Source organism: Burkholderia sp. D-99 (assembly GCF_011605345.1).
Classification (GTDB): Bacteria; Pseudomonadota; Gammaproteobacteria; order Burkholderiales; family Burkholderiaceae; genus Burkholderia.
On record NZ_JAAOXM010000003.1, the window covers coordinates 324,241 to 337,299 of the forward strand.

Consider the following 13,059-nt stretch of genomic DNA (forward strand, 5'->3'; position numbering starts at 1 on the left):
TCAGGCCGATATGGCGGCGCGGCTCACGCGTGCGTGGCGGCGAATTCGGTCAGCGCTTCACACAGCGTGTTCACGGCGCCAGGTGTGACCGCGTTGTACAGCGACGCGCGCAGCCCGCCGAGCGAGCGATGGCCGTCGAGCCCAACGATGCCGCGCTCGGCGGCCGCGGCGGCGAACGCGCGATCGAGGCGGGCATCGCCGAACGTGAACGCAGCGTTCATCCGCGAGCGCCACGGCCGCTGCGCGTGCACGGCGACCGCGCCGCCCAGCGCATCGAGCGTGTCGTACAAGCGCTGCGCCTTGCGGTCGTTGATGCGCTCCATGGCCGCGAGTCCGCCGATCTCGTCGCGCAGCCAGCGCGTGACCAGCGTCAACACGTAGATCGCGAACACCGGTGGCGTGTTGTAGTTCGAGCCGTGCGCGACGTGCGTGCGGAAATCGAGGATGCCGGGCAGGTTGTCCGGGGTCCGCTCGAGCAGCGCGCGGTCGATCAGCGCGACCGTGACGCCGGCCGGCCCGAGGTTCTTCTGCGCATGCGCGTAGATCATCGCGAAGCGGCTGGCGTCGAGCGGCCGCGACAGGAAATCGGACGACATGTCGACGACGAGCGGCACGCCGTGCGGCGTGGCCGCCGGCGGGTCGAACTGCAGCCCCTCGACGGTTTCGTTCGATACGTAGTGCAGGTAGGCGGCATCGGGCGCGAGCGCGAGCTGCTCCAGCGCGGGCAGTTGGCGAAAGCCCGTGTCCCGCCCGCTCCATGCCACGTGTGCGGCGCCGACGCGCGCGGCCTCGGCGCTCGCGCGGCTGCTCCAGTAACCGGAATTCACATACGCGGGTGGTGCATGCCGGTGCGTCGCGAAGTTCATCGGGATCGTCGCGAACAGCAGGCTGCTGCCGCCTTGCAGGAAGATCAGCGCATGGCGGTCCGACACGCCGAGCAACGTGCGCAGGTTGCGCTCGGCCTCGTCGAGCAGCGCATGGAACCAGTCGGAGCGATGGCTCATGCCGAGGATCGACACGCCGGTTTCCGGCAGCGCAATGATGGCTTCGTGCGTCTCGCGCAGCACGGCCTCGGGCAATGCGCCCGGGCCGCCCGAGAAGTTCAGGGCATTGGATGTCATCGATGTCGTCCCGCGGTCAGTTGGCTTCGGCGGCATCCAGCAGCGCCTGCGCTGCCGGTTCGAGCTTGCTGATCCGCCATGCGTCGCCGGCGGTTTCGGCCGCGGCGAGCAAACCGGTTGCCCACAGGCCCGCGTAAAAGTACATCGCGCGGCGCGCGTCGCCGGACGGCGACCAGCAGTCGATCAGCGCGTCCCCGTACGCACGGCCCGCGTCGCCGACATCGGCGGCCAGATACGCGAGCGTCGTGCCGACCTGCAGCAACGGATCGCCGTAGCAGACGAAATCGAGGTCGATGAAGCCGCTCAGCGCGCCGTTGTCGACGATCACGTTGCGGGTCGTGAGATCGTCGAGGAAACACACCGGCGTGCAGGCCGCGAAGTAGGGTTCGAGGGTTGCCCGCACGGCGCGCAACCGCATACGCAGGTGATTCAGCGGGGTGGCCGCGACGGCAGCCGGCGTATCGTCCGGCGCGCCGAACAGGTCGGTCCAGCGTGCGTGCGCGGCGTCGCGGCCGATCGGCGCCCAGCCGAAGCCGCGGCTCGCAGGCAGGCTGGCGACGCGGCGCTGGCAGTCGGTCACGCGTTCGGCGACGGCGGCCATCTGGTCCGCGCGCATGGACGGCAGTGCGAACTTCAGGTCGAATCAGTCCAGCCAGTTCAGGATCACGAACGATTGGCCCGGTGCGGCCGGACCGGCCGCCAGCACCTGCTGGACCGGCAGGCCGAGCGCGCGCAACGCGGCGAGGTTGGGCGCGGTGTGCGCGAACGCGGCAGGCTGCGGGCTGACGCGCAACACCACCGTTCGACCGTCGGCGAGCGTGACGCGATGGATCGTGTTGCCGCTTTGCGTGAGCCACTGCGGCACGAGCGAGACCGGTTCGACTTGCAGCGCGCGCCACACCAGTGCCGCGGCGGTATCGGCGCCGTCGGCGCGCAGGTGTGGCGTGGCGGCGTTGTGCGCCGCCGTCGGTGTCTGAATGGGCATGCCCCGATTTCCCCGTTGGCCTTGAATGTCGCACCCGCCCGTCATGGTGCGCACGGGTGCCGCTGCCGCGTTGCAGCGGATGGCGTCGGACTATAGGTCGCGCGGCTTTGAATCAGCTTTCTGCCTGGATTACACGTATTACCGGCGATGACACGATGCGTGCGGCCGGGGCCGCTTGCGCATGCGGCGTGACGGTGCATGACGACCGTCGACGTGGCGCGCGTGAACAGCGGTCTCGCCCACCGGGCCTGGCAACGCGGCCTCGATGCACGGGTGCGCGATCGGGCGCGCGCAGCGCGGGCGCGGGTCGCGCGCGCCGACCGGCCGTGTTACGTCGGTAATACGGCCGTATCGGTTCGTTACGCAGCGTGCGGCGATTTTCCCGATACTGCGGCCCTTTGACGGCTGGCCGTCGTCGCAGTGCATGAAGACGCGGCCGCCTACCGGATCGAAAGGGGACCCACATGAGCGCCAATACAGTCGGGAGCGCCGGCATGCACGATGGCCGGCGCGCGGCCGCAACGCGCCGGCGCAGCCGCGCATGAGTGCGCCCGCGGATCCGCACGACGCCGCGCTCGCGAGCGCGCAAGCGGCGCTCGCGCAGGCGCCGGACAATGCGCAGGCATGGCATCGGCTCGGCATGGTGTGGGAGGAGGATCACGCGTACGAGGCGGCCGTGGACTGCTATCGGCGTGCGACCGAGCTCGATCCGCACGCCGACGGCTCGTACAACAATCTCGGGAACTGCCTGAACGTCCTCGGCCGGCTCGACGACGCGCAGGCCGCGTGGCGCACCGCGATCGAACTGGAACCGCACAGCGCGTCGTACTACCGCAACCTGGTCCAGTTCACGACGCTCACGGCCGACGATCCCTGTTTCGTGTCGCTCGAGCAGCAGGTCGCGCAGTCGGCGGACTGGCCGGCCGATCGGCAGGCCGACCTGTATTTCGCATACGGCCAGTCGCTCACGGGCATCGGCGAGCCGGGGCGCGGCTTCGAGTACCTGTCGAAAGCGAACACGCTCTACCGGTCGCTGACCCGCTACGACGAAGCCGCGATGCTCGGCCTGTTCGGGCAGATGACCGGCGCGTTCAGCGCGGATCTGCTACGGGCGAAAAGCGGTCTGGGCGATGCGTCGGCGTCGCCGGTCTTCGTGTTCGGCATGCCGCGTTCGGGCACGACGCTGGTCGAGCAGATTCTCGCGAGCCATCCGCGCGTGTTCGGCGCGGGCGAAAGCGACGCGTTCGTACAGTGCCTCGTGCAGGCGGTCGCGCCGGGCGTGGGCGGGCTGGCGCTCGATGCGCTCGACGCCGCCGCGCCGGAATCGCTGCGCGCGCTCGGCGCCGCGTATCTGCAGCGGGTCGCGCGCAAGGTGCCGGGCGGCCCGTATGCGCGGATCGTCGACAAGTATCTGTACAACTTCATCAACGCCGGCTTCATTCATCTCGCGTTGCCGAACGCGCGCCTCATTCATGTGCGACGCGACCCGGTCGACACCTGCCTGTCGATCTTCGCGCGTTGCTTCCACGACGTGCCGTTCAGCTATGACCTCGGCGAACTCGGCCGCTTCTATCGGGCCTACGATGCGCTGGTCGCGCACTGGCGCGCGGCGCTGCCGCCGGGGGTGCTGCTGGAGGTCCGGTACGAGCATCTGGTCGAGGATTTCGACACACAGGTGCGACGCATGCTCACGCATTGCGGGCTGGACTGGAGCGACCGGTGCACGGTGTTTCACGAGACCCGGCGACAGGTCACGACGGCAAGCGCGGCGCAGGTGCGCCGGCCGCTCTACCGCGACGCGCTGCGTCCGTGGCGTCCCGACGCGGATACGTTGCGGCCGCTGTTCGACGGGCTGGGGTCGGGTCTGGCCACCGGCGCTGGCGACTGAGCGGGCGTACTGCGCACCGGCGTGCGCGGGCGAGGGGGGGCGATGTGTGAGCGGTCGCGACACGCGTGCAGGGGGGCGCAACCAGGGCGCGAAATAGCGGCCGGGGCCCGCCATCGGGCCGCTGCGCGCGACCGGATCTCCGGCGAACCCCGTGACAACCCCGTTCAGTGCGTGGTGTCGGCCGGCGTGAAGCGCGCGAGGATCCGCAGATCGTCGCCGACCCGCTCGAACCCGTGGAACGACAGCCGCGTGCGCGCATCGAGGCTCGCCGGCGCGGCGAGGTCGAACATGCCGGCCGCATCGGCGCCCAGCAGGCTCGGCGCGAGATAGACGAGCAATTCGTCGACGCACTGCTCGCGCAGCAGCGAGCCGTTCAGCTTGTGGCCGGCCTCGACATGCAACTCGTTGACGCCGCGCGCGCCGAGCGCCGCCAGCATCGCGGGCAGGTCGACCTTGCCGTGCGCATTCGCGAGCGGCACGATTTCCGCGCCGCGCGACTTCAGCACGTTCGCACGCATTTCACCGCCGGCGTCGAGCCGGCCGCAGAAGATCAGCAGCGGCGCGCCTTCGAGCAGCCGCGCGTCGAGCGGCAGGTCGAGGCGGCTGTCGACCAGGATGCGCTGAGGCTGGCGCGGCGTGTCGATGCCACGCACGGTCAGCAGGGGATTGTCTTCGCGCACGGTGCCGATGCCGGTCAGGATCGCGCAGGCGCGCGCACGCCACGCGTGCCCGTCGAGGCGCGCAGCCTCGCCGGTGATCCACTGGCTTTCGCCGGACGGCAGCGCGGTGCGGCCGTCGAGCGACGCGGCGGTCTTCATCCGCACCCACGGGCGGCCGCGTGTCATCCGCGACACGAAGCCGATGTTCAGTTCGCCGGCTTCATGCGCGAGCAGCCCGCAGCGCACGTCGATGCCGGCGTCGCGCAGCATCCCGAGGCCGCGCCCCGATACCTGCGGGTTCGGGTCTTCCATCGCGGCGACGACCTTCGCGACGCGCGCTTCGATCAGCGCGTTCGCGCACGGCGGCGTGCGGCCGAAATGGCTGCACGGTTCGAGCGTGACGTAGACGGTCGAGCCCGCGACGTCGTAGCCGCGCGAGCGCGCGTCCTTCAGCGCCTGCACCTCCGCGTGATCCTGGCCGGCCGGCTGCGTGAAGCCCTCGCCGATCACGTCGCCGTCCTTGACGATCACGCAGCCGACACGCGGGTTCGGTGCCGTCGTATACATCCCGCGCGCGGCGAGCGCGAGCGCGCGCTGCATGTGGGCGAAATCGATATCCGAGAACATGCGCGCGGCCCCGGGTCAGGCAGCGAGTGCCGCGAATGCGCGGCGCGCGGCCGCGAGCGTCGCGTCGATCACCGCGTCGTCGTGCGTGCTCGACACGAAGCCGGCCTCGTACGCGGACGGCGCGAAGTACACGCCTTCGTCGAGCATCAGGTGGAAGAAGCGGTTGAAGCGCTCGGTGTCGCTCTTCGTGACTTCCGCGAAGCTGGTCGGCACGCGCTCGGCGAAGTACAGGCCGAACATCGCGCCGATCGAGTCGGCCGCGAACGGCACGCCGGCCGCGCGCGCTTCGGCCGCGAGGCCGTCGGCGAGACGCTTCGTCTGCGCGGTGAGCGCGTCGTAGAAGCCCGGCGCCTGGATCAGTTGCAGCGTCTTCAGCCCTGCCGCGACCGCGATCGGGTTGCCCGACAGCGTGCCGGCCTGGTAGACGCCGCCGAGCGGCGCGAGATGGGCCATGATGTCGCGGCGGCCGCCGAACGCGGCAGCCGGCATCCCGCCGCCGATCACCTTGCCGAGGCAGGTGAGGTCGGCCGTGATCCCGTAGTACGCCTGCGCGCCGCCGAGCGCGACGCGGAACCCGCACATCACCTCGTCGAAGATCAGCACGGCGCCGTGCTTCGTGCACAGCGCGCGCAGCGCGTTCAGGAATTCCGGCGTGCCGCGCACGAGGTTCATGTTGCCCGCGACGGGCTCGACGATCACTGCGGCGATTTCGTCGCCGAACGCACCGAACGCTTCTTCGAGCGCGGCGACGTTGTTGTATTCGAGGACGGTCGTGTGCTTCGCGATGTCGGCGGGCACGCCGGCCGACGTCGGGTTGCCGAACGTCAGCAGGCCCGAGCCGGCCTTGACCAGCAGGCTGTCCGCATGGCCGTGGTAGCAGCCTTCGAACTTGACGATGCGGCTGCGGCCCGTGAAGCCGCGCGCGAGACGCAGCGCGCTCATCGTGGCCTCGGTGCCGCTCGACACCATCCGCACCTGCTCGATCGACGGCACGAGCTTGCAGATTTCCTCGGCGATCTCGATCTCGGCTTCGGTTGGCGCGCCGAACGAGAAGCCGTCGGCGAGCACGTTCTGCACGGCCGACAGCACTTCGGGGTGGACGTGGCCGACGATCATCGGGCCCCACGAGCCGATGTAGTCGATGTACTGCTTGCCGTCGGCATCCCAGAAGTACGGGCCTTGTGCACGCGCGACGAAGCGCGGCGTGCCGCCGACCGAACGGAATGCGCGCACCGGCGAGTTGACGCCGCCGGGAATGGTCTTCTGGGCGCGTTCGAAGAGGATCTGATTGTTGGACATGGGCGAAACCTGCGAGAGAGGGGCGCGGGGGCCTGTGCACGGGCCGCGGCGCCTGGGCGGAACGATCGTCTGATTGTACCGGAGACGCGCGCGGCGGGCCCGCGGCGCGGTCTGCGGCCTTTCGGCGCGTGCGGGATTTCACGGGCCGCGGCCGGAAAGGAGGGCCGGATGCGTCGCGGCTGCCGATCCGGTTATCGCGGCGGCTTGCGCTTGCCGGTCAGCTCGGCCCAGCGCTTCTCGAGCGGGCCTTCGACCATCGGCTTGATCACGGTGCCGGAGCTTTGCGCATCCCAGGTCTGTACCGAGTAGGGATGCACGCGCAGCGCGTCGCGCGCGATCACGACGTCCTGGTGCGCGTCGACCAGCCAGTCGTACACGAAGTCGATGCACAGCCGGTAGCCGCGCTTCGTCGCCGGATCGGGCACCTCGTACGGCGCGCGCGTCACGTAGCCGGAGCCGAACACGCCCTTGGGCTCCTTCGCGACGCGGTGCAGGAACACGCGGTCGCCCGGCAGGATGCCGCGCGCGAAGCCGCAGCCCCACACGTCATGCACGGCCTCGCCGGCCTTCACGCGCGCGGCGACGTCGGGCAGTTCGGGCCACGGCCATTTCTTGGGGCTCCAGATCAGCAGGAAAGCGGTCATCGGTTCGGTCGTGCGTCGAATTGGTCAGACAAGAGAGGCGAGGAGCAGCAAGCTTAATCGAATCCGCCTGCGATCTCGCGCGGCAACAGAGCCGCGTCGGTGTTTCCCGGTCTGCTGCCGCACTCGGCCCGCAGCACGAAAAAAAGTTGCGCGTACAATCATGGGCCTGAGCACGCCGTTTCGCGGCGTGGCCACCCGTCTTCACCGCCACGCGCGCCTCGATGCGCGCGGGCTCCATTCCGGATACCCATGTCTCACGTCGTCCGGCGCCGGCCCGATGCCCGGCTGATCCTGTTGCTCGGCGCGCTCGCCGCCTGCGGGCCGATCGCTACCGACATGTACCTGCCGAGCCTGCCGTCGATCGCCGACGGCTTCTCCGTCAGCCCCGGCGCCGCGCAGCGCACGCTGACGAGCTTCATGGCCGGCTTCTCGGTCGGCATGCTGCTGTACGGCCCGCTGTCCGACACGTGGGGCCGCCGGCCCGTGCTGCTCGGCGGCATCGCGCTGTTCACGCTCGCGAGCATCGGCTGCTTCGTGTCGACCTCGATCGACATGCTGATCCTCGTGCGCTTCCTGCAGGCGCTCGGTGCCGGCGCGGCGTCGGTGCTGTCGCGTGCGATCGCGCGCGACGCGCACGAGCCGACCGACGCGGCGAAGGTGCTGTCGATGGTCGCGATCGTCACCGCGGTCGGGCCGCTGCTCGCGCCGCTGATCGGCGGCCAGATCCTGCGTTTCTCGGGCTGGCGCGGCGTGTTCGTCGTGCTGGCCGTGTTCGGCGCGGTGTGCGCGGCAACCGCGTACCTGCGCGTGCCCGAAACCTGGCCGAAGGAGCGGCGCAAGAGCGCGGCCGTGCTCGCGTCGTTCGCATCGTACGGGCGCATCCTGTCGGACCCCGTCGCATGGGGGCACATGCTGTGCGGCGGGATGGCATTCGCGTCGATGTTCTCGTACATCACCGCGACGCCGTTCGTGTACATCGAGTATTTCCACGTATCGCCGCAACACTACGGGCTGCTGTTCGGCCTGAACGTCGTCGGGATCATGATCGGCAACTTCGCGAACACGCGCCTCGTCGGCCGCATCGGCTCGCTGCGCATCATCGCGGCCGCGTCGCTCGTGAGCGCCATCGCGTCGCTCGCGGTTGCGCTCGTCGCGTTGACGGGGTGGGGCGGATTGTGGTCGATCGTCGTGTGCCTGTTCTTCGTCGTCGGCGTGGTCGGGATCCTGTCCGCGAACTGCACGACCGACCTCATGCACCGCTATCCGCACAACGCGGGCGCGTCGGCGGCCGTGTTCGGCGCGATGCAGCTGGCGCTCGGCGCGTTCGCGAGCGTGGCGATCGGTGCACTCGCGGACGGCACACCGTTCGCGATGGGCGTGACGATCGGCGTGTCGGGCGTGCTGTGTTTCGCCGGACGCTACCTCGTGCTGCGCTGGCACGGGCGGCCGGTGAAAGCGGGCGCCTGACACGGCAGCCGCACCGCAAAATGAAAAACGCCACCGGCGCATCGCGCGCGGTGGCGTTTTTCTTGGGGACGCGGGAAGCGGCTGTCGCCGCGCCGCGTTAATCCCGCGCGACGTCCTTCGCCCCCGGCGACGCGCCGTGGCTCAGCCAGTCGAGCACGTCGGCCGTTTCGTCGTCGTTCGCGCGCGCCTTCGCCTGGGCGACGGCATCGGGCACCTCGCCGTTCGTCGACGCGCGACGGATCGCGACGCCGACCGCGAGGATGTCGATCATCAGCAGATGCAGGATCCGCGAGATCATCGACAACTGCGACTCGCGCATCTCGATGTGGTCGGTTTCGAGCGCGACGGTCGCGCGCTTCGCGAGCGGCGTGTTGCTCGACGTGATCGCGATCACCTTCGCGCCGGCCTGCATCGCGACGTCGAGCACGCGCAGCAGCTCGGGCGCGCGCCCCGACTTCGACACCGCGACGATCACGTCCCCCTTGCCGAGTAGCGCGGCCGACGCGGCCTGCATGTACAGGTCGCCGTACGCGATCGTCGGGATCCCGAAGCGGAAGAACTTGTAGTGCGCGTCCTGCGCGACGATGTTCGAGTTGCCGAGCCCGTAGAACTCGATGCGCCGCGCGCCGTTCAGGATCTCGATCGCGTTCTCGACGTGCTCGAAATTCAGGTGCTCGCGCAATTGCAGGATCGCGGACACCGTGTTGTCGAGCACCTTCGCGCCGAAGTCGGTGGCCGTGTCGCCGAGATGCACCTGGCTGTGGCTCATCGGGATCGTGCCGGTGAGGCCGGTGGCGAGCTTCAGCTTGAAGTCCGACAGCCCCTGGCAGCCGAGCGAGCGGCAGAAGCGGATCACCGTCGGCTGGCTCACGTCGGCCTTGCGCGCGATGTCGACGATCGGGTCGTTGATGATCGAGCGCGGGTGGTTCAGCGCGAGATCGGCCACGCGGCGCTCGGCCGGCGTCAGCGCGTCGCGCATCTGGCGGATCCGCTCGAACACGGCCGACGACGCCCCGCCCGAGCGGTTCGATAGTTGCTCCGCGAGGATCGCCGACACGCCGAGAAACGCCGGGTATTCGGCGGTGATCAGGTAGGTCGGGATGTTCTCGAGGTAGTGCGTGAAGCGGCCCTTCGCCTCGAAGCGCGCGCGGAACGACGAGCGCGTGAACAGCTCGCCGAGCTTCAGTGCGACGCCACCGCCGATGTACACACCGCCGAGCGCGCCGAGCGTCAGCGCGACGCTGCCCGCGAACGCGCCGAGAATCCCGCAGAAGCATTCGACCGTCTCGAGCGCGAGTGCGTCGCCGGCATGCGCGCGCTCGACGATCTCGACCGTGTCGACGGTCGTGGCGACGCGCTTCTTGTCGCGCGCGGCGAGCGCACGATAGATGATCTCCATGCCGGGGCCCGCGCACACGCGTTCGAACGACACGTGCGGAAACTTCTTGCGCGCGTACTGCAGCACCAGATCCTCGCGCTCGTCCTGCGGCGCGAACGACGCGTGGCCGCCCTCGCTGCCGAGCGCGATCCAGCGGTCGTCGGCCGGAATCAGCCCCGACACGCCGAGCCCGGTGCCGGGCCCGAGCAGCCCGATCACGCTGTTCTGGCGGCGCGTGCCGCCGCCGACCTGCACGCGCTGCGCGTCGGTCAGGCCCGGCAGCGCCATCGCCAGCGCGGTGAAATCGTTGACGACGAGCAGCGTGTCGAAGCCGAGCGCGCGGCGCGTCGCCTCGATCGAGAAGCTCCAGTCGTGGTTGGTCATCGTGACCTGATCGCCGTCGACCGGATTGGCGATCGCGATCGCCGCGTGGTTCACGCGGGTGATCTTCACGTCCTTCAGGTATTTGCGGATCGCGTCGGTGAGCGTCGGATAGTCGGCGCCGGGATACACGCGGATCTGCGTGATGTCGCCCGGGCCGGTTTCCAGCGCGAAGCGCGCGTTGGTGCCGCCGACGTCCGCGAGCAGGCGCGGGCCGTCGGCATGCTGGCTCGCGACGACCGCCTTACTTTGCGCACCAGTAGACATCGAGCTGGGTCCCCTTGTCGTTGGCCAGTTGGGAAATCGCGTTCTTCTGCAGCGTGGCCGCTGCGGCGTCGAGCACCGCGCGCTTGGCGGGGCCCGCGATCAGCAGGAACAGCCGGTCGACGCGCTTGAGCGCATCGAGCGAGAAGCTCACGCGCGCATGCGGCGCGGCGCCGGGATGCACGGCGACGAAACGCTCGGGCGTCGTGATCGCGTGATCCCATTCGGGTGCATCGGCGAAGATCGACGCGGTATGGCCGTCCTCGCCCATGCCGAGCACGGCGACGGTCGGCACGCGGTAGTCGGCGTTCGCGTTCAGCGCGGCGACGTGTGCGTCGAGCGTGGCGTGCGTGTCGACGAGCGGCAGGAAACGGGCAGGGGCCGCCGCGTGCTGCAGCAGCGTGTCGCGCACGAGGGTGGCGTTGCTGGCTGCGTCGGCCTCCGGCACCCAGCGGTCGTCGACCAGCGTCACGTCGACACCGGCCCAGTCGAGCGCCGCGTGCGACAGCGTGTGCAGGAACGGGCGCGGGCTCGTGCCCCCGGACACCGCGAGCGTCGGGCGCGCGGGGCCGGCGAGCGCGGCGCGCAGCGCGTCGCCGACGGCGCGCGCGAGCGCTTCGCTTTGCGCTTCCTGGGTGTCGAAAGCGTGGATCTCGATCACATCTCCTCCGGACTGCTTTGTCTGTTCAAATCGTACGAATCGTGGGGCACGTAGCCGTGCACGATGGCGGGCGCGGCTACGTTTACATCAGTTCTCTTCTTCGAGCCAGCAGGTGTCGTGCTGAGCGAGCATCGCGCTCGCCGCGGCCGGCCCCCACGTGCCCGCCGCGTACGGCTTCGGCGGCTTCAGCGTGCGTGCCCATTCGTTCAGGATAGGCTCGACCCAGCGCCATGCGGCTTCCTGTTCGTCGCGACGCACGAAGAGGGCGAGGCGGCCGTTGATCACGTCGAGCAGCAGGCGCTGGTACGCCTCCATCTGCCCTTCCTTGAAGAACTGGTCGAACGCGAGGTCGAGGTGCACGCTCGCGAGGTTCATCCCTTCGCCCGGCTGCTTGGCGAGGCAGTACAGGCGGATCGTCTCGTTCGGCTGCAGCCGGATCACGAGGCGGTTCGAGCCGGGGCGCAACGCCGTGGGCCCGAGCGCCGAGTGCGGCACCGGGCGGAAATTGACGACGATCTCCGCGACGCGGTCGGCAAGACGCTTGCCGGTGCGCAGGAAGAACGGCACGCCCGCCCAGCGCCAGTTCTCGATCTCGACCTTCAGCGCGACGAAGGTTTCGGTCTGGCTGTCGGGCTTCACACCCGGCTCGGTCGCGTACGCCGGCACCTGCGCGCCCTTGATCACGCCCGCATGATACTGGCCGCGCACGGCCACCTTGCCGATGTCGCGCGGATCGACCGGTTTCAGCGCGCGCAGCACGCGCAGCTTCTCGTCGCGCACCGAATCCGAATCCATCGAATGCGGCGGCTCCATCGCGACGATCGACAGCAGCTGCAGCAGGTGGTTCTGCACCATGTCGCGCAGCGCGCCCGTATTGTCGTAGAAATCGCCGCGCGCCTCGACGCCGAGTTCCTCGGCAATCGTGATCTGGATGCTCTCGACCCATTCGCGGCGCCACAGCGGCTCGAACAGCGCATTGCCGAAGCGCAGCGCGAGCAGGTTCTGTACCGGCTCCTTGCCGAGGTAGTGGTCGATCCGGTAGATCTGGCCTTCCGCGAAGATCTCGCCGACCGCGTCGTTGATCGCGTTCGACGATTTCAGGTCGTAGCCGAGCGGCTTCTCGAGCACGATGCGCGAGCCTTCGTTCAGGCCGACCGACGCGAGCGCCTTGCAGATCGGCACGAACAGCGACGGGCCCGTCGCCAGATAGAACACGCGGATGCCGGGCAGCGATGCGATCGCGTCGCGCAGCACGACGTAGTCTTCCGCGCGGCCGAGGTCGAGCTTCACGTACTCGATGCGATCGAGGAAGGACTTCCACGCGGCTTCGTCGAACGCCTTGCCGGAGGCTTTCTCCGCATGCTGCTTCACGTGCGTGTCGACCCACTCGAGATAACCCGCCCGATCCGATTCATGTCGCGCCACGGCGACGATCCGGCCGCTCTCCGCCAGCATGTTCGCGCGGTGCGCTTCGAACAGCGCGGGCAGGATCTTGCGCATCGACAGATCGCCGGTGCCGCCGAAAAGTACGAAGGTAAAGCTGGAATCGGTATGCATGTGTCTCCGCCGTGTTGGGGGTGCTGGGAAGCGATCCGTAGTGCGATAAAAATATTTTTGACACTGAATTGTAGTTTAACTACAATCCGCCGCAAGGGGTAGCACCTGGGTGAAGAAAAAAAGAAGTG

The 13,059-nt window shown here is 69.2% G+C and carries 11 protein-coding genes; 2 read left to right on the top strand and 9 right to left on the bottom strand.

Annotated features, from left to right (window positions below; all coding sequences use genetic code 11):
• Positions 1 to 23: 23 nt before the first annotated feature.
• The 3 genes from serC to HAV18_RS15460 are packed head-to-tail and all read right to left on the bottom strand — an operon-like array spanning position 24 to position 2,106.
• On the bottom strand, positions 24 to 1,121 hold the full coding sequence (gene serC / locus HAV18_RS15450) for a 3-phosphoserine/phosphohydroxythreonine transaminase (RefSeq protein ID WP_166957280.1): 1,098 nt from the start codon (positions 1,119 to 1,121) through the stop codon (positions 24 to 26).
• Between the two features lie 16 nt (positions 1,122 to 1,137).
• A complete protein-coding gene (locus HAV18_RS15455; protein WP_166957281.1) occupies positions 1,138 to 1,737 on the bottom strand; it encodes a phosphotransferase in 600 nt (199 codons plus the stop codon).
• A 27-nt stretch (positions 1,738 to 1,764) separates the two neighbouring features.
• On the bottom strand, positions 1,765 to 2,106 hold the full coding sequence (locus HAV18_RS15460; RefSeq protein WP_166957282.1) for a hypothetical protein: 342 nt from the start codon (positions 2,104 to 2,106) through the stop codon (positions 1,765 to 1,767).
• A 541-nt stretch (positions 2,107 to 2,647) separates the two neighbouring features.
• Here HAV18_RS15460 and HAV18_RS15465 point away from each other — a divergent pair.
• The gene (locus HAV18_RS15465; protein WP_166957283.1) at positions 2,648 to 3,994 is read left to right on the top strand and encodes a sulfotransferase; all 1,347 of its coding nucleotides are present in this window, start codon (positions 2,648 to 2,650) and stop codon (positions 3,992 to 3,994) included.
• Between the two features lie 164 nt (positions 3,995 to 4,158).
• Here the strand turns inward: HAV18_RS15465 and ribD are convergent, their stop codons facing one another.
• The 3 genes from ribD to HAV18_RS15480 all read right to left on the bottom strand — a co-directional run bounded on the left by ribD (position 4,159) and on the right by HAV18_RS15480 (position 7,223).
• On the bottom strand, positions 4,159 to 5,280 hold the full coding sequence (ribD, locus tag HAV18_RS15470) for a bifunctional diaminohydroxyphosphoribosylaminopyrimidine deaminase/5-amino-6-(5-phosphoribosylamino)uracil reductase RibD (RefSeq protein WP_166957285.1): 1,122 nt from the start codon (positions 5,278 to 5,280) through the stop codon (positions 4,159 to 4,161).
• 15 nt (positions 5,281 to 5,295) lie between these two features.
• Positions 5,296 to 6,579 carry a glutamate-1-semialdehyde 2,1-aminomutase gene (gene hemL / locus HAV18_RS15475; RefSeq protein WP_014897811.1) on the bottom strand — a complete coding sequence of 428 codons (1,284 nt, stop codon included), beginning with the start codon at positions 6,577 to 6,579 and terminating at the stop codon, positions 5,296 to 5,298.
• A 191-nt stretch (positions 6,580 to 6,770) separates the two neighbouring features.
• The gene (locus HAV18_RS15480) at positions 6,771 to 7,223 is read right to left on the bottom strand and encodes a hypothetical protein (RefSeq protein WP_107310933.1); all 453 of its coding nucleotides are present in this window, start codon (positions 7,221 to 7,223) and stop codon (positions 6,771 to 6,773) included.
• A gap of 249 nt (positions 7,224 to 7,472) precedes the next feature.
• On the opposite strand from HAV18_RS15480, the gene HAV18_RS15485 reads away from it, so the two are divergent.
• A complete protein-coding gene (locus tag HAV18_RS15485) occupies positions 7,473 to 8,690 on the top strand; it encodes a Bcr/CflA family multidrug efflux MFS transporter (protein ID WP_166957287.1) in 1,218 nt (405 codons plus the stop codon).
• Between the two features lie 97 nt (positions 8,691 to 8,787).
• Here the strand turns inward: HAV18_RS15485 and HAV18_RS15490 are convergent, their stop codons facing one another.
• The 3 genes from HAV18_RS15490 to zwf all read right to left on the bottom strand — a co-directional run bounded on the left by HAV18_RS15490 (position 8,788) and on the right by zwf (position 12,931).
• Positions 8,788 to 10,716, bottom strand: a complete 1,929-nt coding sequence (locus HAV18_RS15490; RefSeq protein WP_166957289.1) for a bifunctional transcriptional regulator/glucokinase — start codon at positions 10,714 to 10,716, stop codon at positions 8,788 to 8,790.
• A complete protein-coding gene (pgl, locus tag HAV18_RS15495; protein ID WP_166957291.1) occupies positions 10,694 to 11,374 on the bottom strand; it encodes a 6-phosphogluconolactonase in 681 nt (226 codons plus the stop codon). Before pgl ends, HAV18_RS15490 begins: the two co-directional genes overlap by 23 nt.
• Before the next feature lie 87 nt (positions 11,375 to 11,461).
• On the bottom strand, positions 11,462 to 12,931 hold the full coding sequence (gene zwf, locus HAV18_RS15500; protein WP_166957293.1) for a glucose-6-phosphate dehydrogenase: 1,470 nt from the start codon (positions 12,929 to 12,931) through the stop codon (positions 11,462 to 11,464).
• Positions 12,932 to 13,059 lie beyond the last annotated feature (128 nt).

Bases quoted from the DNA above. Each gene is read 5' to 3' on its own strand.
- HAV18_RS15455 (WP_166957281.1), bottom strand. From the start codon at position 1,737: ATGCGCGCGGACCAGATGGCCGCCGTCGCCGAACGCGTGACCGACTGC.
- HAV18_RS15460 (WP_166957282.1), bottom strand. From the start codon at position 2,106: ATGCCCATTCAGACACCGACGGCGGCGCACAACGCCGCCACGCCACAC.
- hemL (WP_014897811.1), bottom strand. From the start codon at position 6,579: ATGTCCAACAATCAGATCCTCTTCGAACGCGCCCAGAAGACCATTCCC.
- HAV18_RS15480 (WP_107310933.1), bottom strand. From the start codon at position 7,223: ATGACCGCTTTCCTGCTGATCTGGAGCCCCAAGAAATGGCCGTGGCCC.
- HAV18_RS15485 (WP_166957287.1), top strand. From the start codon at position 7,473: ATGTCTCACGTCGTCCGGCGCCGGCCCGATGCCCGGCTGATCCTGTTG.
- HAV18_RS15490 (WP_166957289.1), bottom strand. From the start codon at position 10,716: ATGTCTACTGGTGCGCAAAGTAAGGCGGTCGTCGCGAGCCAGCATGCC.
- serC (WP_166957280.1), bottom strand. From the start codon at position 1,121: ATGACATCCAATGCCCTGAACTTCTCGGGCGGCCCGGGCGCATTGCCC.
- ribD (WP_166957285.1), bottom strand. From the start codon at position 5,280: ATGTTCTCGGATATCGATTTCGCCCACATGCAGCGCGCGCTCGCGCTC.
- HAV18_RS15465 (WP_166957283.1), top strand. From the start codon at position 2,648: ATGAGTGCGCCCGCGGATCCGCACGACGCCGCGCTCGCGAGCGCGCAA.
- zwf (WP_166957293.1), bottom strand. From the start codon at position 12,931: ATGCATACCGATTCCAGCTTTACCTTCGTACTTTTCGGCGGCACCGGC.